General features: G+C 68.8%; 21 protein-coding genes, 2 tRNA genes and 1 pseudogene. 14 read left to right on the forward strand and 10 right to left on the reverse strand.

Annotated features, from left to right (window positions below; genetic code table 11):
• Positions 1-31: 31 nt before the first annotated feature.
• Both wrbA and MSG_RS07780 read right to left on the reverse strand, forming a co-directional pair.
• A complete protein-coding gene (wrbA, locus tag MSG_RS07775; RefSeq protein WP_096438512.1) occupies positions 32-631 on the reverse strand; it encodes an NAD(P)H:quinone oxidoreductase in 600 nt (199 codons plus the stop codon).
• Positions 628-2,082, reverse strand: coding sequence for a phytoene desaturase family protein (locus MSG_RS07780; RefSeq protein ID WP_096438514.1), 1,455 nt, complete (start codon positions 2,080-2,082; stop codon positions 628-630). The genes wrbA and MSG_RS07780 overlap by 4 nt, the downstream gene beginning before the upstream one ends.
• Before the next feature lie 29 nt (positions 2,083-2,111).
• Between MSG_RS07780 and serA the strand changes: the two genes are divergently transcribed.
• Positions 2,112-3,698: a phosphoglycerate dehydrogenase gene (gene serA, locus MSG_RS07785; protein ID WP_096438515.1), complete on the forward strand. Its 1,587-nt coding sequence runs from the start codon at positions 2,112-2,114 to the stop codon at positions 3,696-3,698.
• A gap of 28 nt (positions 3,699-3,726) precedes the next feature.
• A complete protein-coding gene (locus tag MSG_RS07790; RefSeq protein ID WP_096438517.1) occupies positions 3,727-4,737 on the forward strand; it encodes a 3-isopropylmalate dehydrogenase in 1,011 nt (336 codons plus the stop codon).
• Positions 4,738-4,882: 145 nt separating this feature from the next.
• Here MSG_RS07790 and MSG_RS07795 read toward each other — a convergent pair.
• Positions 4,883-5,965, reverse strand: a pseudogene (locus tag MSG_RS07795) (MFS transporter); the annotation flags it as partial.
• A gap of 201 nt (positions 5,966-6,166) precedes the next feature.
• Between MSG_RS07795 and MSG_RS07800 the strand changes: the two are divergent.
• The 4 genes from MSG_RS07800 to MSG_RS07815 all read left to right on the forward strand — a co-directional run bounded on the left by MSG_RS07800 (position 6,167) and on the right by MSG_RS07815 (position 8,785).
• The gene (locus tag MSG_RS07800) at positions 6,167-6,967 is read left to right on the forward strand and encodes a fumarylacetoacetate hydrolase family protein (protein ID WP_096438519.1); all 801 of its coding nucleotides are present in this window, start codon (positions 6,167-6,169) and stop codon (positions 6,965-6,967) included.
• On the forward strand, positions 6,964-8,442 hold the full coding sequence (gene gltX, locus MSG_RS07805) for a glutamate--tRNA ligase (RefSeq protein WP_096438521.1): 1,479 nt from the start codon (positions 6,964-6,966) through the stop codon (positions 8,440-8,442). The genes MSG_RS07800 and gltX overlap by 4 nt, the downstream gene beginning before the upstream one ends.
• 114 nt (positions 8,443-8,556) lie before the next feature.
• Positions 8,557-8,628: transfer RNA gene (locus MSG_RS07810), tRNA-Gln, on the forward strand.
• Positions 8,629-8,712: 84 nt separating this feature from the next.
• Positions 8,713-8,785 (forward strand) — tRNA-Glu (locus tag MSG_RS07815).
• Between the two features lie 6 nt (positions 8,786-8,791).
• Here MSG_RS07815 and MSG_RS07820 read toward each other — a convergent pair.
• A complete protein-coding gene (locus MSG_RS07820) occupies positions 8,792-9,304 on the reverse strand; it encodes a pyridoxamine 5'-phosphate oxidase family protein (RefSeq protein ID WP_096438523.1) in 513 nt (170 codons plus the stop codon).
• 193 nt (positions 9,305-9,497) lie between these two features.
• Entirely contained in the window at positions 9,498-10,199 is a 702-nt protein-coding gene (locus tag MSG_RS07825; protein WP_096438525.1) for an IclR family transcriptional regulator, read from the reverse strand.
• 85 nt (positions 10,200-10,284) lie between these two features.
• Between MSG_RS07825 and leuC the strand changes: the two genes are divergently transcribed.
• The 3 genes from leuC to MSG_RS07840 all read left to right on the forward strand — a co-directional run bounded on the left by leuC (position 10,285) and on the right by MSG_RS07840 (position 13,178).
• Positions 10,285-11,700, forward strand: coding sequence for a 3-isopropylmalate dehydratase large subunit (gene leuC, locus MSG_RS07830; protein ID WP_096438527.1), 1,416 nt, complete (start codon positions 10,285-10,287; stop codon positions 11,698-11,700).
• 20 nt (positions 11,701-11,720) lie between these two features.
• A complete protein-coding gene (leuD, locus tag MSG_RS07835) occupies positions 11,721-12,317 on the forward strand; it encodes a 3-isopropylmalate dehydratase small subunit (protein WP_096438529.1) in 597 nt (198 codons plus the stop codon).
• A 213-nt stretch (positions 12,318-12,530) separates the two neighbouring features.
• On the forward strand, positions 12,531-13,178 hold the full coding sequence (locus tag MSG_RS07840; RefSeq protein ID WP_096438531.1) for an HU family DNA-binding protein: 648 nt from the start codon (positions 12,531-12,533) through the stop codon (positions 13,176-13,178).
• Between the two features lie 66 nt (positions 13,179-13,244).
• Here MSG_RS07840 and mutT1 read toward each other — a convergent pair whose 3' ends face one another.
• The 3 genes from mutT1 to cofC all read right to left on the reverse strand — a co-directional run bounded on the left by mutT1 (position 13,245) and on the right by cofC (position 17,195).
• The gene (mutT1, locus tag MSG_RS07845; RefSeq protein WP_232011192.1) at positions 13,245-14,162 is read right to left on the reverse strand and encodes an 8-oxo-(d)GTP phosphatase MutT1; all 918 of its coding nucleotides are present in this window, start codon (positions 14,160-14,162) and stop codon (positions 13,245-13,247) included.
• Between the two features lie 73 nt (positions 14,163-14,235).
• Entirely contained in the window at positions 14,236-16,425 is a 2,190-nt protein-coding gene (locus tag MSG_RS07850) for an RNA degradosome polyphosphate kinase (protein ID WP_096438535.1), read from the reverse strand.
• A 107-nt stretch (positions 16,426-16,532) separates the two neighbouring features.
• Positions 16,533-17,195, reverse strand: coding sequence for a 2-phospho-L-lactate guanylyltransferase (gene cofC, locus MSG_RS07855; RefSeq protein WP_096438537.1), 663 nt, complete (start codon positions 17,193-17,195; stop codon positions 16,533-16,535).
• Between the two features lie 77 nt (positions 17,196-17,272).
• On the opposite strand from cofC, the gene MSG_RS07860 reads away from it, so the two are divergent.
• Together MSG_RS07860 and MSG_RS07865 are read left to right on the forward strand one after the other, a co-directional pair.
• On the forward strand, positions 17,273-18,304 hold the full coding sequence (locus tag MSG_RS07860) for an NAD(P)H-dependent glycerol-3-phosphate dehydrogenase (RefSeq protein ID WP_096444214.1): 1,032 nt from the start codon (positions 17,273-17,275) through the stop codon (positions 18,302-18,304).
• Between the two features lie 20 nt (positions 18,305-18,324).
• Complete coding sequence (locus tag MSG_RS07865) at positions 18,325-19,446, forward strand: D-alanine--D-alanine ligase family protein (protein WP_096438539.1); 1,122 nt, start codon at positions 18,325-18,327, stop codon at positions 19,444-19,446.
• A 16-nt stretch (positions 19,447-19,462) separates the two neighbouring features.
• On the opposite strand, the gene MSG_RS07870 is transcribed toward MSG_RS07865, so the two are convergent.
• On the reverse strand, positions 19,463-19,990 hold the full coding sequence (locus tag MSG_RS07870; protein WP_096444216.1) for a DUF3515 domain-containing protein: 528 nt from the start codon (positions 19,988-19,990) through the stop codon (positions 19,463-19,465).
• 132 nt (positions 19,991-20,122) lie between these two features.
• On the opposite strand from MSG_RS07870, the gene MSG_RS07875 reads away from it, so the two are divergent.
• On the forward strand, positions 20,123-21,100 hold the full coding sequence (locus tag MSG_RS07875; protein WP_096438541.1) for a thiamine-phosphate kinase: 978 nt from the start codon (positions 20,123-20,125) through the stop codon (positions 21,098-21,100).
• A gap of 19 nt (positions 21,101-21,119) precedes the next feature.
• Positions 21,120-21,803, forward strand: coding sequence for a uracil-DNA glycosylase (locus MSG_RS07880; RefSeq protein ID WP_096438543.1), 684 nt, complete (start codon positions 21,120-21,122; stop codon positions 21,801-21,803).
• A gap of 33 nt (positions 21,804-21,836) precedes the next feature.
• On the opposite strand, the gene rpmB is transcribed toward MSG_RS07880, so the two are convergent.
• Positions 21,837-22,031, reverse strand: a complete 195-nt coding sequence (rpmB, locus tag MSG_RS07885) for a 50S ribosomal protein L28 (RefSeq protein ID WP_096438545.1) — start codon at positions 22,029-22,031, stop codon at positions 21,837-21,839.
• Between the two features lie 208 nt (positions 22,032-22,239).
• Between rpmB and MSG_RS07890 the strand changes: the two genes are divergently transcribed.
• Complete coding sequence (locus MSG_RS07890; RefSeq protein WP_096438547.1) at positions 22,240-23,916, forward strand: DAK2 domain-containing protein; 1,677 nt, start codon at positions 22,240-22,242, stop codon at positions 23,914-23,916.

Genomic DNA, 23,916 nt, shown 5'->3' on the forward strand with positions numbered 1-23,916 from the left:
CCAGCCAGTGCACGTTCGGCGCGCCAAGCGACTACGAGTTCAGACGCTCAGCGACCGACACCACCCGGCGAGCCAGGTGCTCGAGGGCGGTGTCGGTCGCTGCGTCGAATTCGTGGATGTTGTTGTGGGTGCTCACCAGGCTCACCCCGTACGGGTTGCCGTCGACGAACTTGGTCGGATCGGTGTAGCCCGGCGGCACGATGATCCCGCCGAAGTGGATCAACGTGACGTAGAGCGAGACCAGCGTGGTCTCCTGGCCGCCGTGCAGAGTGTTGGAGGACGTGAAGCCCGCGTACACCTTGTCGGCGAGCTTGCCTTCGGCCCACAACTCGCCGAGCGAGTCCAGGAAGGTGCGCAATTGCGCCGCCGGCGAACCGAACCGGGTCGGCGAGCCGAAGATGACCGCGTCGGCCCACACGATGTCGTCGCCGGTGGCCGCCGGAAGGTCCTTGGTGGCTTCGTGGTTCGCCGTCCAGGCCGGGTTGTGCGCGAACGATTCCGGCTCGTGCGTCTCGGCGACGTGGCGCACGCGGACCTCGGCGCCCGCGGCCTCGGCCGCCGCGGCCACGCGGTTGGCCATCGTGGTGCCGTGGCCGGTGGCCGAGTAGTAGATGATCGCGAGTTTGGTCACGCGGTCAGCTTAGGCCCCGAATCGGGCCCCAAAAACGGCACTTCGGCGATCCCGAATTCCCGGCGCAACAGGCTGCGCGCGGCGTAGTAACCGGCCATGCCATGCACCCCGCCGCCGGGGGGAGTGGCCGCCGAACACAGGTACGCCTGCGGGATCGGGGTGCGCCACGGGTCGACGCGCGGCGTGGGCCCGGCGAGCGCGCGCCACGCGTTGTTGCCGCCCACCCCGATGTCGCCGCCGACGTAGTTGGCGTTGTGGTCGGCCATGCGCGCGGCGGGCACCGCGCGGGCCGCCAGCACGATGTCGCGGAATCCGGGCGCGAACTGCTCGACGACCGCGGTCACCGTTTCGGTCGCGTCGACGGTCGACCCCGACGGCACATGGGCATACGTCCAGAACGGGCGCCGGCCCGCCGCGTCGATGCGGCCGGCGTCGGCGAGGTGCGGCAGTGCCGCGAGCATCATCGGCCACTGCGCATGCCGGCCGGCCGCGACCTCGGCTTCGGCGTGCGCCATCTGCCGGCGGCTGCCGCCCAGGTGCAGCGTCGGCGCCTGCCGCAACCGCGCGTCCGACCACGGAATGTCCTCGCTGAGCACGAAATCGACTTTGGCAACTCCGGGCCCAAAGTGATAGCGGCGCAACGCTTTAGCGTACCGATTCGGCAACGCCGGGCCGTAGATCCGCAACAGGGCGGTGGGTGCGGTGTCGAAAGCGACCACCCCGCTCGGCGGTTCGGTGATCTCCACGCCGGAGGTCAGCTCGCCACCGTGCGCGCGCAGGTCGGCGATCAGCGCATCGGCGATCGCTTGGCTGCCGCCGACCGGAATGGGCCAGCCGACCCCGTGGGCCAGGCTCGCCAGCATCAGTCCGGCGGCGGCCGACGTCAGCGAAGGCATCGGCGAAAGCACATGCGCGGCAACGCCGGTGAACAACGCGCGGGCATCCTCGCCCCGCAGTGACCCCCAGGCGGGGGTGCCCTGGGCCAGCACTCGGATGCCCAGGCGCAGCGCCGACGGCAGCGAGGGGGGCACCGAACGCTTGTCGCCGAGCAGCAGATCCACGACGTCGCTCCAGCCGGCAACCAACGACCCAAGCAGGCGCCGCCAGGAGGCGCCGTCGGTCAACTCGGCGCAGGTGCGCTCGAGATCGCGGTAGGCGATCGCCGCGGGCCCGGTCGTCATCGGATTGCCGTAGGCGACCTCCGGGACGCGAAGCTCGACACCGCGGGCGGCCAGGTCGAACCTCGCGAAGAACGGCGACGCCAGCGCTAGCGGATGAACCGCCGAGCAGATGTCATGTTCGACTCCGGGGAATTCTGGGTCGGCCGCGGTGCGGGCACCCCCGCCGAAAGTCGGCTGCGCCTCGACGACCTGCACTTTGAGCCCCGCACGCGCGCAAATGACGGCCGCGGTCAGCCCGTTGGGCCCGCTGCCGACGACGGTGACGTCCACGGCTCAATTACAGCCGATACGCTGGCGGCGTGAACTTGCCTGTTGTGTTAATCGCCGACAAACTCGCTCAATCGACCGTCGCCGCCTTGGGCGACCAGGTGGAGGTGCGCTGGGTCGACGGCCCCGACCGGGAGAAGTTGCTGGCCGCGGTGCCGGAGGCCGACGCGCTGCTGGTGCGTTCGGCCACCACCGTCGACGCCGAGGTGCTGGCCGCCGCCCCCAAGCTGAAGATCGTCGCCCGCGCCGGAGTGGGGCTGGACAATGTCGACGTCGACGCCGCCACCGAGCGCGGTGTGCTGGTGGTCAACGCGCCGACGTCGAACATCCACAGCGCCGCCGAGCACGCGCTGGCGCTGCTGCTGTCCGCGGCCCGCCAGGTCCCCGCGGCCGATGCCACCCTGCGCGAACACACCTGGAAGCGCTCGTCGTTCTCCGGCACCGAAATCTTCGGCAAGACGGTCGGCATCGTGGGGCTGGGCCGCATCGGTCAGTTGGTCGCCCAGCGGATCGAGGCCTTCGGCACGCACGTCGTCGCCTACGACCCGTACGTGTCGCCGGCACGCGCCGCGCAGCTCGGCATCGAGTTGCTGCCGCTCGACGAGCTCTTGGGCCGCGCCGACTTCATCTCGGTGCACCTGCCGAAGACATCCGAGACCGCGGGCCTGATCGACAAGGAGGCGCTGGCCAAGACCAAGCCGGGCGTCATCATCGTCAACGCCGCCCGCGGCGGTCTGGTGGACGAGGCGGCGCTGGCCGAGGCGATCACCAGCGGCCACGTCCGCGCGGCCGGCCTCGACGTGTTCGCCAGCGAACCATGCACCGACAGCCCGCTTTTCGAGCTGCCGCAAGTGGTGGTGACGCCGCATCTGGGCGCCTCCACCGCCGAGGCACAGGATCGCGCCGGCACCGACGTGGCCGAGAGCGTGCGACTGGCGCTGGCGGGGGAGTTCGTGCCCGACGCCGTCAACGTCGGCGGCGGAGTGGTCAACGAGGAAGTAGCGCCCTGGCTGGACCTGGCGCGCAAGCTCGGCGTGCTGGCCGCCGCGCTCTCCGATGGCGCTCCGACCTCGTTGTCGGTGCAGGTCCGTGGCGAGCTTGCCTCCGAAGACGTCGAGGTGCTTAAACTTTCGGCCCTGCGCGGTCTGTTCTCGGCGGTCATCGAGGAGCAGGTGACTTTCGTCAACGCGCCGGCGCTGGCGGCCGAGCGCGGCGTCACCGCCGAAATCAGCACAGCCACCGAAAGCCCGAACCACCGCAGCCTGCTCGACGTGCGGGTCGTCGGCCCTGACGGCTCGCGCGTCAATGTCGCCGGCACCCTGTCGGGTCCGCAACTGGTCGAGAAGATCGTGCAAATCAACGGCCGCAACTTCGACCTGCGCGCCCAGGGCACCAACCTGGTGATCAACTACGCCGACCAGCCGGGGGCGCTGGGAAAGATCGGCACCCTGCTGGGCGCGGCCGGGGTGAACATCCAGGCCGCACAGCTTTCCGAGGATGCCGAGGGGCCGAGCGCGACGATCCTGCTGCGGCTCGACCGCGACATGCCCGCCGACGTGCGGGCCGAGATCTCGCAGGCCGTCGGCGCCAACAAGCTCGAAGTGGTCGACCTGTCGTGAAGCGCACCGGCAGGGGAGAGCGGCGCCGATGAAGCTCGCGGTTATCGGCGGCGACGGGATCGGGCCCGAGGTCATAGCGCAGGCGCTCAAAGCCCTTGACGCGGTTGTGCCGGACGTGGACAAGACCGAGTACGACCTGGGCGCGCGCCGCTATCACGCCACCGGCGAACTGCTGCCGGACTCGGTGATCGCCGAACTGCGCGCGCAGGACGCGATCCTGCTCGGCGCGATCGGCGATCCGTCGGTGCCCAGCGGCGTACTCGAGCGAGGCCTGTTGCTGCGCTTGCGATTCGAGCTCGACCATCACGTCAACCTGCGGCCGGCCCGGCTTTATCCGGGGGTGAGCAGTCCGCTGGTGGGCAACCCGGACATCGATTTCGTGGTGGTGCGCGAGGGAACCGAGGGCCCGTACACCGGCAACGGCGGCGCGATTCGTGTCGGGACGCCCAACGAGGTCGCCACCGAGGTCAGCGTCAACACCGCCTTCGGCGTGCGCCGGGTCGTCAAGGATGCCTTCGAGCGAGCGCGCAAGCGCCGCAAGCACTTGACGCTGGTGCACAAGAACAACGTGCTGACGTTCGCCGGGAAGCTGTGGACGCGGGTCGTGGCCGAGGTCGGCGAGGAGTACCCGGATGTCGAGGTGGCCTATCAGCACGTCGACGCCGCCACCATCTTCCTGGTGACCGACCCCGGCCGCTTCGACGTGATCGTCACCGACAACCTGTTCGGCGACATCATCACCGACCTCGCCGCGGCGGTCAGCGGCGGAATTGGCTTGGCGGCCAGTGGAAATATCGACGCCACCCGGACCAATCCGTCGATGTTCGAGCCCGTTCACGGCAGCGCGCCCGACATCGCGGGTCAGGGCATCGCGGATCCGACCGCGGCGATCATTTCGGTGGGACTGCTGCTGGCCCACCTTGGGAAGGACCAGGAGGCGGCCCGGGTGGACCGGGCGGTCGAGGCTTATCTGGCGAACCGGCCCCCCGAACGGCTGTCCACCACCGAAGTCGGCGATCGGATTGCCGCCGCGCTGTAGTTGCTCTTCTGGTTTCCAAGCCGGGCGGCACCAACCCGGCGGGCACCAGCGGGATGGCCAGCAACGGGAACAGGCCGCACAGCGCCCAGGCCGGCGGATATCGCGCCGCGTCGATCAGCACACCGAAGAGCGGGGCGCCCACGGCCGCCATCAGTCGTTGCGTGGTGTTCTGCACCCCCAGCGCGCGTCCGCTCCAGAACGGCCCGGCGTATTCGGTGATTGCCGTCGCCTCCAGCCCGTTGTCCAGCACCGCGATCACCGAGACGGCGATCATCAAGGGCACCTCCACCGCCCAGGTGTGGTGGTCGGCAACGGCGAGCGCAAACAGCGTCGAGGCGGCGGCGACGGCGATCACGCGGACCGGTCGCATCCGCGAACCGACCCGATCCGACCAACGACCGACCGCGATCCGGCCCAGCGCGCCGAGCAGCTGGGAAAGCGTGACCACGCCGCCGGCCGCGGCGACCGACCAGCCATCGTTGCGGATCAGCCACACCAGCATGAACGTCACGGTCACCGTCTGTGGCATCACCAGCAGCCCGGACACCGCATGGATTCGCCACAGCGCCAACGATCTCCGGTACGGGCTGGCCAGCTCCTGCTCGGTGGCGGCGGCGCGGTGCTTGCGCGGGGGGTCGGTGATTCCGATTGCGCTGGCCACCGCAGCCGCTGTGCACGCGAATGCCGGAAACATCAGCCCCGCGTGCAGACCGCGTTCAGCCAGCTCGGGCATGACCAGTGCGCCCAGGGCGATGCCCAACGGCTGCGCGGTCTGCCGAATGCCCATCGCCAGGCCGCGTTGGTGCGGCGGGAACCACGCGGACACCAGCCGGCCGCCGGCGGCGTTGCAGCTCGCCGCCGCCATGCCACCGAGAAACAGATAGGCGCCCACCCACACCAGCGAGTGCACCGACGCGGCGGCATAGGTCGCGGCGGCGGTCAACGCCGAGCCCGCGGTCATGACGATCCGCTCGCCGACGCGATCGAGCACATAGCCCCAGCCGACCAGCGTGACTACCATGCCCCAGCTGGGCATCGACGACAACAGACTGGCCTCGGTCAGTGGAATGCCGCGCTTGGCCTCGAGCGAGGGGATCAAGAAGGCGATGCCGTTGATGAACAGGAACGAACTCGCCGTCACCCACAGCGAGATGATCATGATCGACCAGCGTGCGCCGGTGCTCAGATGGTCCTTGTCAAGACCCCCAGTCGCCGGGTCCGTGGGCATGCCTCATGCTCGCATACCGACGGCGGCCGCAGCGGAAAGTTAGCCGCCCGGCGGACGCCGGGCTCGCGACCGTCACTAGGTCGATGGTGACGGCCCGCCCCGCCCGGCGGACGCCGGGCTCGCGACCGTCACTAGGTCGATGGTGACGGCCCGCCCCGCCCGGCGGACGCCGGGCTCGCGACCGTCACTAGGCTCACCTGAATGCGCCTTGGTCGAATTGCCAGTCCGGATGGTGTCTCCTTCGTCACTGTCGAGGGGTCGCTGGACGATCCCAGTGCGATGGTCGCCCGCGAGGTCGCCGAGCACCCGTTCGGCACCCCGACCTTCACCGGTCGCTCGTGGCCGATCGCCGATGTGCGGCTGCTGGCCCCGATGCTTGCCGGAAAGGTGGTCTGCGTCGGGAAGAACTACGCGGACCACATCGCCGAGATGCGTAGCTTCGCAACGGGTCCGGCGCCGGCCGACCCCGTGATATTCCTCAAGCCCAACACCGCCATCATCGGGCCGAATGTGCCGATTCGGTTGCCCGCCAGCGCATCACCGGTGCATTTCGAGGGTGAGCTGGCGGTGGTGATTGGTCGCCCGTGCAAAGACGTCTCGGCCGCGCAGGCCGCCGAGAATATCCTCGGATACACGATCGCCAACGACGTGTCGGCGCGCGATCAGCAGCAGGCCGACGGCCAATGGGCGCGGGCCAAGGGCCACGACACCTTCTGCCCGGTAGGGCCGTGGGTGGTCACCGACGTCGACCCGGCTGACCTGGCGTTGCGCACCGAGGTCAACGGGGTCGTCAAGCAGGACAGCCGCACCTCGTTGATGATTCACGACGTCGGGGCCATCGTGGAATGGATTTCGGCGGTGATGACCCTGCTGCCGGGCGATCTCATCCTCACCGGAACCCCGGCCGGCGTCGGTCCCATCGAGGACGGCGACACCGTCTCGATCACCATCGAAGGAATCGGCACGCTGAGCAATCCCGTGGTCCGCAAGGGAAAGTCGTGACCTCTCCGGTCGGGGAAGCCGCTGCGGTTCGGGTCCGGTTCTGCCCGTCGCCCACCGGCACACCGCATGTCGGCATGGTGCGCACCGCGCTGTTCAACTGGGCGTACGCCCGACACACGGGCGGCACCTTCGTCTTTCGCATCGAGGACACCGACTCCCAACGTGACACCGAGGAAAGCTATCTGGCGCTGTTGGACGCGCTGCGCTGGCTCGGCCTCGACTGGGACGAGGGCCCCGAGGTCGGGGGACCCTTTGGGCCCTACCGCCAGTCGCACCGCCTCGACACCTACCGCCACGTGGTCGCGCAGCTACTCGAGGCGGGCGAGGCCTACTACGCCTTTTCGACGGCCGAGGAGGTGGAGGCGCGCCATCTGGCGGCCGGCCGCAACCCGAAACTCGGCTACGACAACTTCGACCGCGAACTGACCGATGCGCAGCGGTCCGAATTTCTTGCGGAGGGCCGTAACCCGGTGGTACGGCTGCGGATGCCCGACCAGGACTTCGCCTGGGACGATCTGGTGCGCGGCAGGACGACCTTCGCGGCGGGCACGCTGCCGGATTTCGCGTTGACGAGGGCGAACGGAGAACCGTTGTACACCTTGGTCAACCCCGTCGACGACGCGTTGATGAAGATCACGCACGTGCTGCGCGGCGAAGACCTGCTGCCGTCGACGCCGCGCCAGCTCGCGTTGTACCAGGCGCTGATCCGGATCGGGGTCGCCGAAGGCGTCCCCCAGTTCGCCCATCTGCCAACGGTATTGGGCGAGGGGACCAAGAAGCTATCCAAGCGCGACCCACAGTCGAATCTGTTCGCGCACCGGGATCGCGGTTTCATCCCCGAGGGACTGCTGAATTATCTGGCGTTGCTCGGCTGGTCGATCGCCGACGATCACGATGTGTTCAGCCTCGAGGAGATGGTGGCGGCGTTCGATGTGGTGAACGTCAACTCCAACCCGGCCCGCTTCGACCAGAAGAAGGCCGACGCGATCAACGCCGAACACATCCGGATGCTGGACGTGGCCGACTTCACCGGGCGGCTGCGCGCCTACTTCGGCGGCCACGGGCTCGACCCCGGACTCGACGACGCCGGATTCGCCGTGGCCGCCGAGCTCGTGCAAACCCGCATCGTCGTCCTGCGCGACGCCTGGGACCTGTTGAAGTTTCTCAACGACGACGAATACGCGATCGACCCGAAGGCCGCCGGCAAGGAGTTGGGTCCCGACGCGGTTCCGGTGCTCGATGCCGCTCTGGCGGCGCTGCAGGGCGTGGCGGACTGGACGACGGCAGGCATCGAGGAGGCACTCAAAGCCGCGCTGATCGAGGGCCTCGAGCTCAAACCGCGCAAGGCGTTCGGCCCGATTCGCGTCGCCGCGACCGGGACGACGGTGAGCCCGCCGCTGTTCGAATCGCTCGAGCTGCTGGGCCGCGACCGCAGCCTGGCGCGGCTGCGGGCCGCGCGCGACGGAGCCGGGTAAATCTTTGGTAGTCTGCACTGCGGTTTGCAAAGCCGACAACGGCTGGCAGCGACGGTCCCTGGCACGGTGAGCAGCCCGGAGAACGCGTCCTGAGCAGCAGTTTTAGGCAGCCAATGGGGTATGGTGTAATTGGCAACACAGCTGATTCTGGTTCAGCCATTCTAGGTTCGAGTCCTGGTACCCCAGCAAAAGTCCGTCTGCCGCAAGCAGATACCAAGCGATTAGGTACCCCTAGCGGCGTGAGCTATGCTGGCCATCCGGATCGGTTCTGGCCCCGTCGTCTAGCGGCCTAGGACGCCGCCCTCTCACGGCGGTAGCGTGGGTTCGAATCCCATCGGGGCTACAAGTTTTACTGGCCGGTCCCTCGTGCCGCAGGCGCGGTCGACCCGCCCACCGGCATCGGCGCCATTCCGAGCTTGCGATGATCCCAGGAACGCGCGCGGTTGGCCACGATGCGCACACAGACGCGCTTGTTCATCATCTGCTCGACGAACGGCTTCATGTCGTCGGTGTAGGGGCCGGTATAGCGCTCCCACACGCTGACCCCGACCTTGTGCGAGACCTCCGGATCGTCGACGATCTCGGCAACGCCCTCGAAGGACACCCCGCGCAACGTGTCGTAAGTGTCGCCGTCCTCGATCAGAAAGGTCACCCGCGGATCGCGCCTCAGGTTTACCGCCTTCTGCGACTTAGCTTTGGTCTCGATCCAGATCTCACCGTCGACGACGGCGTACCACATCGCGGTCAGGTGCGGCTGGCCGTCGCGCCCGATGGTGGCCATCGTTCCGGTGCGGCTTTTGACGACGAAGTCGGCGATCTCATCGGAGGACATCACGATGCTTGCGCGCTGATTGGTTCCCATCGCGTCAGTGTCGCAAATCGCCTTCAGTCGCTGTGCGCTGGTGGCTATGAGTGTGCGTCGTCGGCTTTGCGCGTGCATGCGCGGTCGCGACACGCCGGGCGCCTGCGCCGCAGCCGCACGCTTGACGCCGCAGCTGCACACTCGGCGCCCTGAGCGCACTTTCGGTGTCCCGCGCGCACACACGCCGATGCAGCTACAGCCGGCGGGTCATGGCCTCGGCCGCCGAAAGCAGGTCGGCCGCCCAGCGCGCCCCGGGACGGCGGCCGATGCGATCGATGGGTCCGGACACCGAAACGGCGGCGATCACCACACCGCGGCTGTCGCGCACCGGCGCCGAGACGCTGGCCACTCCCGGCTCGCGCTCGGCCACGCTCTGCGCCCAACCGCGGCGGCGCACCTCGGCCAGCGTCCGGTCGGTGAACTTCGCGCCGGGCAGCACGGCCCGCTGAGTGGCCGCATCGCTGTGGGCCAGTAGCACTTTGGCCCCCGAACCCGCCGTCATCGGCAGCCGCGCACCGACCGGCACCGTATCGCGAAGGCCCGCAGCCGGTTCCAGGGCGGCCACACAGACCCGCGACGTACCCTCGCGGCGGTACAGCTGCACGCTTTCGCCGGTGCTCTCCCGCAATTGGGGGAGCACCGCGGCGCCCGCGGCCAGCAGCGGATCGTTGACGCGCGCCGCGAGTTCGGTGCACGCGGGGCCGAGCCGCCAGCGGCCCTCGTCGTCGCGCGCCAGCAGGCGATGAACCTCCAGCGCCGCGGCCAGCCGGTAGGCGGTGGCGCGCGGAAACTGCGTGCGTTCGCACAGTTCGGCCAGCCCGCACGGCGATTCCGCGATCGTGTGCAGCACCTCCATGGCTTTGTCGAGCACGCCGATGCCGCTATGCTGTCTCATAAAGAGATATTAGCGTCTCGTATTATGAGATCACAGCCCAGAGCGATCGGCGAGCCGCGAACAAGTTGAATCGAGGCGATTCGAGATGGCAGCCGGCAAGCCGCGCACCCTGGCCGAGAAAGTCTGGGACGACCATGTTGTCGTCTCGGGCGAAGGCAGCGCGCCCGACCTGATCTACATCGATCTGCATCTGGTGCACGAGGTCACCAGCCCACAGGCTTTCGACGGCCTGCGATTGGCGGGCCGACCGGTGCACCGCACCGACCTGACCCTGGCCACCGAGGACCACAACGTGCCCACCGTCGGCATCGACAAGCCGATCGCAGACCCGGTGTCGCGCACCCAAGTCGAGACCCTGCGCCACAACTGCGCAGAATTCGGGGTCCGGCTCTACCCGATGGGCGATATCGAGCAGGGCATCGTTCACGTCGTCGGCCCGCAATTGGGTCTCACGCAACCGGGAATGACGATCGTCTGCGGCGACAGCCACACGTCGACGCACGGCGCATTCGGTGCGCTAGCAATGGGCATCGGCACCTCGGAGGTCGAGCACGTGCTCGCCACCCAGACGTTGCCGTTGCGGCCGTTCAAAACGATGGCGGTCAACGTCGACGGTGAACTGCCCGCCGGCGTGAGCGCCAAGGACGTCATCCTGGCGCTGATCGCCAAGATCGGCACCGGCGGCGGTCAGGGTCATGTCATCGAATACCGCGGCAGCGCCATCGAATCGCTGTCGATGGAGGGCCGCATGACGGTTTGCAACATGAGCATCGAGGCCGGTGCCCGGGCGGGCATGGTGGCGCCCGACGAGACCACCTACGAGTTTCTGCGCGGCCGCCCGCACGCGCCGACGGGCGCGCAATGGGACGCGGCGGTCGACTATTGGCAGCAACTGCGCACCGACGACGGCGCCGTTTTCGACACCGAGGTCTTCCTCGACGCGGCCTCGCTCAGCCCGTTCGTCACGTGGGGCACCAATCCGGGCCAGGGGGTGCCGTTGGCGGCCGCCGTGCCGGATCCCGAGATGCTGGCCGACGACGACGAGCGGCAGGCCGCGGAGAAAGCGTTGGCCTACATGGACCTTCGCCCCGGTATGCCGATGCGCGACATCGCGGTCGACGCGGTGTTCGTCGGGTCTTGTACCAACGGTCGTATCGAGGATCTCCGGGTAGTAGCCGACATCCTGCGCGGCCGCAAGGTGGCCCCGGGCGTGCGAATGCTGGTGGTGCCCGGCTCGATGCGGGTACGCGCGCAGGCCGAAGCCGAAGGCCTCGGTGAGATTTTCGTCACGGCCGGCGCCGAATGGCGGCAGGCGGGATGCTCGATGTGCCTGGGGATGAACCCCGATCAGCTTGCGCCCGGCGAACGCTGCGCCGCGACGTCCAACCGCAACTTCGAAGGGCGGCAGGGCAAAGGCGGCCGCACCCATCTCGTCTCGCCTGCGGTCGCCGCGGCGACCGCGCTGCGTGGGACCCTATCTGCCCCGGCCGACTTGGCCTGAAAACGAAATCGAGGACAACGATGGAAGCCTTCGTCACCCACACCGGTATCGGCGTGCCCCTGCGGCGTTCCAACGTCGACACCGATCAGATCATCCCGGCGGTCTATTTGAAGCGCGTCACCCGAACCGGATTCGAGGACGGCTTGTTTGCGACTTGGCGCTCGGACCCCTCATTCGTGCTCAATCTCAGCCCCTTTGACCGGGGCTCGGTTCTGGTCGCCGGACCCGACTTCGGCACCGGATCCTCGCGCGAGCACGCGGTGTGGGCGCTCATGGACTACGGCTTCCGGGTGGTCATCTCGTCTCGATTCGGTGACATTTTCCGGGGCAACGCGGGCAAGGCGGGGCTGCTGGCGGCCGAAGTCAGCCAGGAGGGGGTGGAACTGCTTTGGAAGCTGATCGAGCAGAGTCCGGGGCTGGAAATCACTGCCAATCTTCAAGATCGAAATATCACCGCCGGAACGACGGTGCTGCCGTTCAAGATTGACGATCACACCGCGTGGCGATTGCTGGAAGGGCTGGACGATATAGGCCTTACGCTGCGGAAACTCCGGGAAATCGAATCTTTCGAGGCCGCCCGTCCGGAATGGAAACCGCGCACTCTGCCCGTCTCGTGACGTGTCGATCGGGACGCGGATTGCGCGCCCGGCGGTTTAGGTAGGCAGTCTTATTTTGAGGCCGCGCCACCGGTCAAGGGCGGCAACCGGATTGCCGAATTTGAAATCAGGGTGTCGTGAAATTGCGCGTGGCTCTTGGAAATTTGCTGGGTGAGGGTTTACCGTGTTCGCAGTTGGTTCGAAAATGAGGACCACTGGCTTCGGAGGGTTTGGATGGTCAACAAAGCAGAGCTCATTGATGTGCTCGCACAGAAATTGGGCTCGGACCGTCGGCAGGCGACCGCCGCCGTCGAAAATTTCGTCGACACCGTCGTGCGTGCGGTGCAGAAGGGCGAGAGCGTAACCATTACCGGTTTCGGCGTGTTCGAACAGCGCCGCCGCGCAGCGCGTGTGGCGCGTAACCCGCGTACCGGTGAGACGGTGAAAGTTAGGCCGACGTCCGTTCCGGCGTTCCGTCCGGGTGCTCAATTCAAAGCGGTTGTCTCTGGGGCACAGCGCCTCCCGTCGGAAGGACCTGCCGTGAAACGTGGTGTTGTCGCAGGCGTCGCCAAGAAGGCTGCGGCCAAGAAGGCGCCCGCCAAGAAGGCCGCGGTGAAGAAGGCTGCGCCGGCGAAGAAGGCCGCGCCGGTCAAGAAGGCCGCGGTGAAGAAGGCTCCGGTGAAGAAGGCTCCGGTGAAGAAGGCCGCGGTGAAGAAGGCCGTGACCAAGGCTCCGGTGCGCAAGGCCGCGACCAAGGCGCCGGCCAAGAAGGTTGCGACCAAGGCTCCGGTGCGCAAGGCCGCGACCAAGGCCCCGGCCAAGAAGGCCGCGGTCAAGAAGGCTCCGGCCAAGAAGACCGCCGCAAAGCGCGGTCGCAAGTAAGGCAGTAACAACTTCGCACGCGAATACCCTTCGGCGGCAAGGCTGCCCCCGGAGGGTATTCGTGTGTCAGGCCCGCACGTTGGCGGCCAGCGCCCCACCGATGTGGTCGGCGGCTATCAGCCGTCCCCCCGCCAGCGATAGGACCCAGGTGCTGCCCTTGTGGTTTCGGGACTTGTCGGGCCGCACTCCGTCGCGTTCGCACCACCATGCGATGAGATCAGGGATCACCCTGCCTTGCGTGCAGATCACGGGTGTGCCCTCGTGTTGCGCGATCTCTAGCGCCCGGTGCCGGGCGCGCTTGCTGTTCTTGGCGTAGGCCTCTTCGGTCAGCGCCGGCTCGTTGTGGATCGTGACACCGAGTTCCTCCGCGAGCGGTTCGACGGTCTGGTGACAGCGCAGCCGGTCGGCGGCGTAGACGTCGGTGGCGCCGAAGCACATCAGCTGTGGCACCAAGGCCTCGGCCTGGGCGCGGCCCCGTTTGTCCAGTGGCCGCTTGCGGTCGTCGCCGGAGAAGCGCGACTTGCGACCGGCCGTCCCGTGCCGGACGATCAACACTGTCTTCGTGTCCTCGGGCTGCTTTGTAAAGCGGCGCAACACTTTTCGATCCTGGGCGTAGTCAAGTTTGCGCATCGCCTCATCGACCGGCAGCCAGATCAGCTCGTCGACTTCCTTGCCCGGGGCGAACTCGCCGCCGATGCTACGCGCCGCCCAGTAGTACACCTTCTTGACGCCCTGCTCGATCGGATAACTGACCGACACCAGACGCCTGCCGAGGACGCAGTGCTGTCCCGTCTCCTCCAGCACTTCCCGCACCGCCGCCATGGGTGCGGTCTCGCCGGGATCGACTTTGCCCTTCGGCAGCGACCAGTCCTCGTAGCGGGGACGGTGAATGACGGCGACTTCCAGCTTCGGGTTGGCCGAATCAGCATTGGCTAATTGCCACAGCACCGCGCCTGCGGCATAAACGAGCCGGCTTTCCGACACCTCACTCCTGCAGGTCAATTCGGCCGGAGTCGCTCCAGCTCGTGGGCGTGACGTGGAAAGTTACCACACCGTCTCAGTTGCTGCGGTGGCGCTCCATCAGTGACTCCTGGTGATCGCGCACGGTGTGACCGTCGCGCGGCGCGGCGATCCACTGCCCGTCGGATTCGAGTTCCCAGCACCGCGTGGACGGGTCCAGCGCCGAGGTGAACAAGTCGTCCAGGTATCCAGTCAGCTTGGGATCCTTGACCTGAACCAGCGCTTCGACACGCCGGTCGAGGTTGCGGTGCATCATGTCGGCGCTGCCAATCCAGAACTCGTTGATGCGATTGAAATGCATGATCCGCGAGTGCTCGAGGTAACGGCCAAGGATGGAGCGAACCGTGATGTTCTCGGAGAAGCCGTGCACGCCCGGACGCAGCGCGCAGATGCCGCGCACCACCACCTCGACTTGCACGCCGGCCTGCGACGCGTGATACAGCGAGTCGATGACTTGTTCGTCGACCAGAGCGTTCATCTTCATCCGGATGCGGCCACCGCCGTGTTCGCGGTGCGTCTCGATTTCGCGCTCGACGCGCTCGATGATTCCGGTGCGGATGCTGTGCGGTGCCACCAGCAGATTGCGGTAGGAAACCTTGCGCGAATACCCGGTGAGCGAATTGAACAAGTCCGTCAGGTCCGCGCCGATGTCGGGGGAGGCGGTGAGCAGGCCGACGTCCTCGTACAGCCGCGCCGTCTTCCCGTTGTAATTGCCGGTCCCGATGTGGCAGTAGCGCCTTATCGTCGAACCCTCGCGACGCACCACCAGGCAGGTCTTGCAGTGCGTCTTGAGTCCGACGTAGCCGTAGACGACGTGGACGCCCGACTGCTCAAGGGTGCGTGCCCAGCGGATGTTGGCCTGCTCGTCGAAGCGGGCTTTGATCTCCACCATTGCCACGACTTGCTTTCCGGCCTCGGCGGCGGCGATCAGCGCACGCACGATCGGCGAGTCACCGGAGGTGCGGTAGAGCGTCTGCTTGATCGCCAGCACGTTGGGGTCGGCGGCGGCCTGCTCGATGAACCGTTGCACGCTGGTCGAAAACGATTCGTACGGATGATGAAGCAGCACATCGCCTTCGCGCAGTGTCGCGAAGATGCTCTTGGGTGTTTCGCGATCGGCGAAGGCGGGGCTGGTGGCCGGAACCCACGTCGGGTCTTTGAGCGCCGGGCGGTCGATGCCGTAGATCTGCCACAACGACGAAAGGTCGAGCAGCCCCGGGACCTCGATGACGTCACTGGGATTGACGTCGAGCTCGCGCAGCAACAGCTCGAGCATGCTCTCGGTCATGTCGTCGGCGATCTCGAGGCGCACCGGCGAGCCGAACCGCCTGCGCGCCAACTCGCGTTCCAGCGCTTGCAGCAGGTCCTCGTCGCGGTCCTCTTCGACCTCGTAGTCGGCATTGCGGGTGATGCGGAACGCGTGGTGCTCGACGATTTCCATGCCGGGGAACAGCACGGGAAGGAAGGCCGCGATCAGCTCTTCGGTGGGCAGGTAGCGAACGATGGGCCGACCCTCGTCGTCGTCGCCGCGCACCTCGAGTTCGACGAAGCGATCGACGTTGTCGGGCACCTTGACCCGCGCAAAGTGCTGGGCGCCGTCGTCGGGCCGGCGCACCGTGACCGCCAGGTTCAGGCTCAGGCCGCTGACGAAAGGGAACGGGTGCGCCGGGTCGACGGCGAGCGGTGTCAGGACGGGGAAGACCTGCTCGTTGAAATAGGTGGACAGTTGGTCGCGCTCAGCCTGATCCAGGTCGGCCCACGTGACGATGTAGATGCCCTCGGCGGCCAGTGCCGGTCGCACCGAGTCGAGGAACGCGCGCGCGTGCCGCGTCGCGATCTTCTGAGTCTGCTCACCGATGCGCGCCAGTTGCTCGCGCGGCGTCAGGCCGTCGGCCGAGCGCACCGACAGGCCCATCTCGTCGCGGCGCTTGAGTCCGGCGACGCGGACCATGTAGAACTCGTCGAGGTTGGAGGCGAAGATCGCCAGGAACTTGGCGCGCTCCAGCAGCGGCAGCGACGTGTCGGCGGCCAGCGCCAGTACGCGGGCGTTGAAGTCCAGCCAGCTCAGTTCCCGGTTGAGGTACCGATCTTCGGGCAGCGCGTCGTGGATCGCGGCGGGGGTGGCGGCCGGTGGCGCGGTCAGAGCCGAGTCTCCGTGCTGCCACACGGATTCGTCTGGGCGTGCTTCAGCTTCGATTTCGGTCACCCTGAGATCATTGCTCATCACCGGCTGCGCTGCTAGCGAGTGAGAGAGATCCATCCGGCGTTGGTGATCCGTTCATCGGGGAGACAGCTTTGCTGGCGCGCCAAAGCGCGCCAAAGTGCGCCCAGTAATCAGTGCGGCGTGATGGCGCGCGCGGTCGCCGAGCCGACCCCGAGGCGGCGGGCGGCCGTCAGGTCGGCCGGGGTGTCGACGTCGCAGCGCAGCCCGGGCCACGCGCCGGTCAACTCGATCGCGCCCGAACGACGGTGGCGCGCGGCCGAATCCGAGCCGAACTCGGGATCGAGGCCGGCGCCGAACGCGCACAGCGCGGCGGTTCCGGTGGCCAGTCGGTCGGCGACGAAGCTGCGCCGGTACTGACGGGCGGCCGCGATCGCCTCGGCCAGTTCCTGTGTCTGCAGAGCGGGTAGATCACCTTGTAGCACAACGGTATTGGTGAACTCGGCGGCGAGCGCGCGTTCGGCGACGGCGATAGCGTTGTTGAGGGGGTCGGCATGGCCCGCGGGCGTCGGATCAGGGAGCACGTTTGCTCCGAGCCCGGCCGCCGCGGCTGCCGCGTCGTCGTCGGGTGTGATGACGGTGATCGAGCCGACGGCTTCGACGGCCGCGGCAGCGGTCAGCGTGTCGATGAGCATGGCCAGCACCACCTTCTCGCGGGTGGTCGCCGAAAACACCGGCGCCAGCCTGGTCTTGGCGGCGGTCAGCCGTTTGACGGCGACAATCAACGCCACGTCGCCTCCGTGCTCGCCCGCCCCGTCGGCGCGTGTGCCGCTCATGAGGTCATCCTGCCAGCGCCGTGCGGGGTGGCCGTCGCGAGCTAGGGTGTAGCGCTGACGACAGAGTGGAGTGGATGATGGCCGGCTCGGCGACCGCGGTTGCGGTGATGGGCGCCGGTGCCTGGGGCACCGCGCTGGCCAAGGTCCTCGTCGAGGCCGGGGGGCCCGAAGCAGAGGTCAGGCTGTGGGCGCGGCGCCCCGAGGTGGCCGAACAGATCAATACGACCCGGTACAACCCTGCCTATCTGCCGGGCGCCGAGCTGGCCCCCGGGATCCGTGCCACCTCCGACGCCGCCGAGGCGCTGCGCGGCGTGACGACGGTGCTGCTGAGCGTGCCGGCCCAGACGATGCGGGCCAACCTGGAGCGGTGGGCCCCGCTGATCGCCGACGGCGCGACCCTGGTGAGCGTGGCCAAGGGCATCGAGCTGGGCACCCTGATGCGGATGAGCCAGGTCATCGTGTCGGTGACCGGGGCGGACGCCTCGCAGGTCGGCGTCATCTCCGGACCGAACCTGGCCAGCGAGATCGCCGAGGGCCAGCCCGCCGCGACCGTCGTCGCCTGCAGCGACTCGGGGCGGGCGGTCGCCGTGCAGCGCATGCTCAACACCGGGTACTTCCGCCCGTATACCAATAGTGATGTGGTCGGCACCGAGATCGGCGGGGCCTGCAAGAACGTCATCGCGCTCGCGGCCGGGATGGCGGCCGGGGTCGGCCTCGGCGAAAACACCGCGGCCGCGATCATCACCCGCGGGCTCGCGGAGATCATGCGGCTGGGCATCGCGCTGGGCGCCAAGGGCGCGACGCTGGCCGGACTGGCCGGGGTGGGCGACCTGGTGGCGACCTGCACGTCGCCGCATTCGCGCAACCGCACTTTGGGCGAGCAGTTGGGCCGCGGCGCCTCCCTGGAGGCGACGCTGCAGGGTTCCCCGGATGGCAGTTCCGGGCACGTCGTCGAGGGTGTGACGTCGTCGGAATCGGTGCTGGCGCTGGCCGCCAGTTACGACGTCGAAATGCCGCTCACCGACGCGGTGCACCGGGTCTGTCACAAGGGACTTTCGGTGGACGAGGCCATGGCCCTGCTGCTGGGCCGCAGGACCAAACCCGAGTGAACCGGTAGCCTCTGAAGGTTGTGAGTGCCAACGACCGGGTGCGGGTGGCTGTCGTTTTCGGCGGGCGCAGCAATGAGCATGCCATTTCGTGCGTCTCGGCCGGCAGCATCCTGCGCCATCTCGACCCGCGGCGGTTCGAGGTGGTCGCGATCGGTATCACGCCCGATGGCGGGTGGGTGCTCACCGATGGCGACCCGGCGGCGCTGGCCATCACCAACCGGCAATTACCGCAGGTGACCGCTGATTCGGGAACCGAGCTGGCGCTGCCGGCCGATCCCCGCCGCGGCGGCCAACTGGTCTCGTTGTCACCCGGCGCGGGCGAGGTCCTGGCCCCTGTCCTGGGCGAGGTCGACGTCGTATTCCCGGTGCTGCACGGCCCGTACGGCGAAGACGGCACCATCCAGGGCCTGCTGGAGTTGGCCGGGGTGCCCTACGTCGGAGCCGGGGTGCTGGCCAGTGCCGCCGGGATGGACAAGGAATTCACCAAAAAGCTGCTGCTGGCCGAGGGCCTGCCGGTCGGCAAGCATGCGGTGTTGCGGCCCTCGGATGTCACCTTGCATCCCGAGCAGCGCGAGCGACTGGGCTTGCCCGTGTTCGTCAAACCCGCCCGGGGCGGTTCGTCGATCGGCGTGAGCCGCGTCTCGAGCTGGGACCAGCTGCCCGCCGCGGTCGACAACGCCCGGCGCCATGACCCGAAGGTGATCGTCGAGGCGGCGATCACCGGGCGCGAGCTGGAATGCGGCGTCCTCGAAATGCCGGACGGCACAGTCGAAGCCAGCACACTCGGGGAGATCAGGGTGGCCGGGGTGCGGGGGCGTGAGGACTCATTCTACGATTTCGCGACCAAATACCTGGACGAGGCAGCGGAATTGGACGTGCCCGCCAAGGTCGACGACGAAATCGCCGACACCATACGCCAATTGGCGATCCGGGCGTTCAAGGCCATCGATTGCCAGGGGCTCGCCCGGGTAGATTTCTTCCTGACCGAGGACGGCCCGGTGATCAACGAGATCAACACGATGCCGGGGTTCACCACGATCTCGATGTACCCCAGGATGTGGGCGGCCAGCGGCGTCGACTATCCCACGCTGGTGGCGACGATGGTCGAGACCGCCCTGGCTCGCGGCGTCGGGCTGCGCTGAGTCGCCTAACGCGCCTTCAACGAGGCGCAGCCGGGTCGATCGGCGCCACGGCGAGGGTGCGGTCGATCACCTCGGACAGCTGCTGGATCGGCGTCGGCCCGGATCCCGAGGGCAGGGTCAGCGCCACATAGACCGGCCGATCGACGGCGTACCAGGTCGATCGGCCCGCCGTGACGGCTGGGGGGCCGGCCGATTGCTGTTGGGCCGCAATGCGAAACCACTGCACGCGATCGACGACCTGAATCGGGGCTCCCACCACGAAGTCCGCCGGACGCTCGAGTCCGCATCGCAGCACCACGGGCTCGCTGTCCGGTCCGGACCGCCAGGCGGCCGCGGCGGGGGGAGCCGGCTGCGCGAGGGGCGCGCGCTGATAGTCGCCGAGGCGCTGCGGCAACGCGCTCGAGAGCGCCCGGCAGGCGGGATCGGCGGCCTGGGGGGCCGGGACGTCGGGAATGGCGACCGGTTGCAGGGGTGTCCCGCGGGTGGCCGCGATGGCCAGGACCACGCCGATCGCCGTGACGGCCAGGGCGACCGCGGCGATCATGACGACCCGCGGCGGTCCGCCGAGGTCGGTATCGGAATCAGTCACCACCGCCCCCTCGATAGACTGGCGCGGTCTGCTCGCGCAGGCAGGGACCCAAACTTACCCGGCAGACTCGGGCCGCAGGGAGGTGGCGTGCGCGACGAAGGATCCGCGGCGGCCGATCGGCCGCCCACGCTGCGGCAGGTCGGCGAGTTCGCCGTCATCGAGCGCCTGGTGCGGGGCCGCGGCCAGCCCACCGCGGTGCTGCTCGGGCCCGGCGACGACGCGGCGCTGGTGTCCGCAGGGGACGGCCGGGTCGCCGTGTCGACCGACATGCTGGTGCAGGACCGGCACTTCCGGCTGGACTGGTCCACCCCGCACGACGTCGGCCGCAAGGCGATCGCGCAGAACGCCGCCGACATCGAGGCGATGGGTGGGCGCCCGACGGCCTTCGTGGTCGGCTTCGGCGCGCCCGCCGAGACGCCGGCGGACGCGGCCGACGAGCTGGCTCGGGGAATGTGGGACGAGGCGGTCACGGTCGGCGCCGGCATCGCCGGGGGCGATCTGGTCAGCTGCCCACTGTGGGTGGTGTCGGTGACCGTGCTCGGCGATCTGCAGGGTCGCGCGCCGGTGCGGCGTTCGGGAGCGCGGGCTGGCGCCGTGGTGGCCGTCACCGGTGATCTGGGCCGTTCGGCCGCGGGATACGCATTGTGGGACAAGGGAGTCGATGACTTCAGCGACCTGCGACGCCGTCATCTGGTGCCGCAGCCGCCGTACGGCGAGGGTGCCGCGGCCGCGGCCGCGGGCGCGCAGGCGATGATCGACGTGTCCGACGGTCTGCTCGCCGATCTGGGCCACATCGCCGACGCGTCCGGCGTGGGCATCGACCTGTCCAGCGAGGCGCTGGCGGCCGATCGGGACGTGCTGGGCGCGGCGGCCGTGGCCGCGGGCGCCGATGCGTGGTCGTGGGTGCTGGGAGGCGGCGAAGACCACGCGCTGGTGGCGTGTTTCGCCGATGCGGCCCCGGCGGGGTGGCGCGTGATCGGCCGGGTGCTCGACGGCTCGGCCCGGGTGTTGGTCGACGGCGCGCGGTGGCAGGGATACGCGGGCTGGGAATCTTTCGGCGGTTGAGGTGACTTAAGGTGGCGCAGTGAGCGCGCGCCCGTTGAGTGAACTCGTCGAGCCGGGGTGGGCCACCGCGCTGGAGCCGGTGGCCGATCAGGTCGCCACCATGGGGCAGTTCCTGCGCGACGAGCTCGCGGCCGGGCGCAGGTATCTGCCGGCGGGACCAAATGTGTTGCGCGCCTTCACCTTTCCGTTCGACCAGGTGCGGGTGCTGATCGTCGGCCAGGATCCCTACCCGACGCCGGGACACGCTGTCGGCCTGAGCTTTTCGGTGGCGCCCGATGTTCGTCCGCTGCCGCGCAGCCTGGCCAACATCTTCGACGAGTACACCAAGGATCTCGGTTATCCGCCGCCGTCGTGCGGCGACCTGACGCCCTGGGCCGAGCGAGGCGTCCTGCTGTTGAACAGGGTGCTCACGGTGCGGCCGACCACTCCGGCGTCGCATCGCGGTAAGGGCTGGGAGGTGGTGACCGAGTGTGCGATCCGCGCGTTGATCGCCCGGCCGCAGCCGCTGGTGGCGATCCTGTGGGGCCGCGACGCGTCGACGCTCAAACCGATCCTGGCCGAGGGCGACTGCGTGGCGATCGAATCGCCGCACCCCTCGCCGCTGTCGGCGTCGCGCGGGTTCTTCGGCTCGCGGCCGTTCAGCCGGGCCAACGAGCTGCTCACGGAGCGGGGCGCCGAACCCGTCGATTGGCGGCTGCCCTGAGCGGGCGTCCGCCAGCCCCGGACGACCCCTCGACTAGCCCCGGACGATCTTGCCAGCCTTGATGCACGACGCGCACGCGTTGATGCGCTTCTTGTTGCCGCCCGGGCGGGTCGCCACGTGCACCGTCTGAACGTTGGGGTCCCACCGGCGGCTGGTGCGGCGGTGGGAGTGCGACACCGACTTACCGAAGCCGGGGCCTTTCCCGCAGATATCGCACACAGCGGCCATTGTTCGCGCTCCTCAAATGTTTAGGGTCCGGCAACCAGCCGAGACAGCCCAGGTTGACCGGGCCTGACCAGGATACCGACTAGGGTAGGCAACCTCCAAAACGATCAACAGTCCATCCGTGTCTGCCGACTGCCGGTGTCGCGTCCGCTAGCTAGGCTCAATAGGACGGTTGGCTGAAGAGATTTAGGTCGCGAGGAGATGAATCAGGGTGGGCACGTCTGATCGTCCGCTGGACGCCTCGGCGCTGCGGGACTGGGCGCACGCTGCGGTCAGCGACCTGATCACGCATATCGACGAAATCAACCGCCTCAACGTGTTCCCGGTCGCCGACTCCGACACCGGCGCGAACATGCTGTTCACCATGCGTTCGGCGCTGGCCGAAGCCAACGCGGGGTTCGGCGCCGAGGGCGGCCCGGGGTGCGTCGCCCGGGTGGCCTCGGCGCTGTCCGCCGGTGCGCTCAACGGGGCTCGCGGCAATTCCGGCGTGATCCTGTCCCAGATCCTGCGGGGCATCGCCGACGTCACCGCGGCCGCGGCCGCTGGCGCCGGCGGCGAGCTGCCCCAACTGGACGCGGCGCTGCTGGGGGCGGCGCTGCGGCGCGGCGTCGAGCTCGTCGTCACCTCGATGGGCGGTCAGGAGGTCCCGGGAACCATCGTCTCGGTGCTGCGCGCGGCCGCCGAGGCCGTCGAGGAGTGCGCAGCCGACGGACTGGGCGCGGCGATCACCGCCGGTGGCGACGCCGCGGTGGTGGCGCTGGAGAAGACCACCGAGCAGCTCGACGTGCTCGCCGAGGCCGGCGCCGTGGACGCCGGCGGGCGCGGCCTGCTGGTGCTGCTGGACGCGCTGCGTTCCACGGTCAGCGGCCAGGCGCCCGCCCGCACGGTCTACGAGCTCTCGCCGCGCGCCCAGCCCGCCGTCGCCGAACGGCCGAGGCCCCAGTTCGAGGTGATGTATCGGCTGGACGGATGCAATCCGCCGGCCGCCAATGCGCTGCGGGCCCGGCTGACGAAATTGGGCGACTCCGTGGCCATCGCCGCCGCGCCGTTCACCAGCCAGGCCAGCTATTCGGTGCACGTGCACACCGACGACGCCGGAGCCGCCGTCGAGGCCGGGCTGGCGGCGGGACGGCTGAGCCGGGTCGTGATCTCGTCGCTGAACGCCGAGGCCGTCGGTCTGCCCACGGGCAGCTGGACGAAGGAACGGGCGGTGCTCGCCGTCGTGGACGGGGACGGCGCCGCCGAGCTGTTCGCCGGCGAGGGGGCCCACGTGCTGCAGCCCGCCCCGGATGCGGACGACCCGGTGACCGGGATCAGCGCGCACCAGCTGATGCGGGCGCTCGTCGATGCCGGCGCCGCGCAGGTGATGTTGCTCCCGAACGGTTATGTGGCGGCCGAAGAGCTCGTCGCCGGGTGCACGGCGGCCATCGGCTGGGGCATCGACGTGGTGCCGATACCGACGGGGTCGATGGTGCAGGGGCTGGCGGCGCTGGCCGTGCACGAGACCGACCGGCCGGCGGTCGACGACGGCTACACGATGGCTCGCGCCGCGGGCGGCGCCCGCTACGGATCTGTGCGCATCGCCACCGAAAGCGCCCTGACCTGGGCGGGTCGCTGCCAGCCGGGCGACGGCCTGGGTATCGCGGGCGACGAGGTGCTGATCGTGGCGCCCGACGCGGCCGGGGCGGCGATCGGCCTGCTCGATCTGCTGCTGGCCTCCGGCGGCGATCTGGTGACCGTGCTGGTCGGGGCCGGCCTGGATGCGGAGGCCGGCGCCGCGGTAACCGACGTCCTGCAAGGCCACGTGCACGACCGCCATCCCGGGACCGAGCTGGTGAGCTACCGCACGGGCCATCGCGGTGACGCGCTGCTGATCGGGGTCGAGTAA

This window comes from Mycobacterium shigaense (genome assembly GCF_002356315.1).
Classification (GTDB): domain Bacteria; phylum Actinomycetota; class Actinomycetes; order Mycobacteriales; family Mycobacteriaceae; genus Mycobacterium; species Mycobacterium shigaense.

Excerpts from the sequence above, each read along its gene's own strand:
- MSG_RS07790 (WP_096438517.1), top strand. The coding sequence starts at position 3,727 with ATGAAGCTCGCGGTTATCGGCGGCGACGGGATCGGGCCCGAGGTCATA.
- leuC (WP_096438527.1), top strand. The coding sequence starts at position 10,285 with ATGGCAGCCGGCAAGCCGCGCACCCTGGCCGAGAAAGTCTGGGACGAC.
- MSG_RS07820 (WP_096438523.1), bottom strand. The coding sequence starts at position 9,304 with ATGGGAACCAATCAGCGCGCAAGCATCGTGATGTCCTCCGATGAGATC.
- MSG_RS07860 (WP_096444214.1), top strand. The coding sequence starts at position 17,273 with ATGGCCGGCTCGGCGACCGCGGTTGCGGTGATGGGCGCCGGTGCCTGG.
- cofC (WP_096438537.1), bottom strand. The coding sequence starts at position 17,195 with ATGAGCGGCACACGCGCCGACGGGGCGGGCGAGCACGGAGGCGACGTG.
- MSG_RS07870 (WP_096444216.1), bottom strand. The coding sequence starts at position 19,990 with ATGATCGCCGCGGTCGCCCTGGCCGTCACGGCGATCGGCGTGGTCCTG.
- MSG_RS07840 (WP_096438531.1), top strand. The coding sequence starts at position 12,531 with ATGGTCAACAAAGCAGAGCTCATTGATGTGCTCGCACAGAAATTGGGC.
- MSG_RS07825 (WP_096438525.1), bottom strand. The coding sequence starts at position 10,199 with ATGAGACAGCATAGCGGCATCGGCGTGCTCGACAAAGCCATGGAGGTG.
- rpmB (WP_096438545.1), bottom strand. The coding sequence starts at position 22,031 with ATGGCCGCTGTGTGCGATATCTGCGGGAAAGGCCCCGGCTTCGGTAAG.
- MSG_RS07800 (WP_096438519.1), top strand. The coding sequence starts at position 6,167 with ATGCGCCTTGGTCGAATTGCCAGTCCGGATGGTGTCTCCTTCGTCACT.
- leuD (WP_096438529.1), top strand. The coding sequence starts at position 11,721 with ATGGAAGCCTTCGTCACCCACACCGGTATCGGCGTGCCCCTGCGGCGT.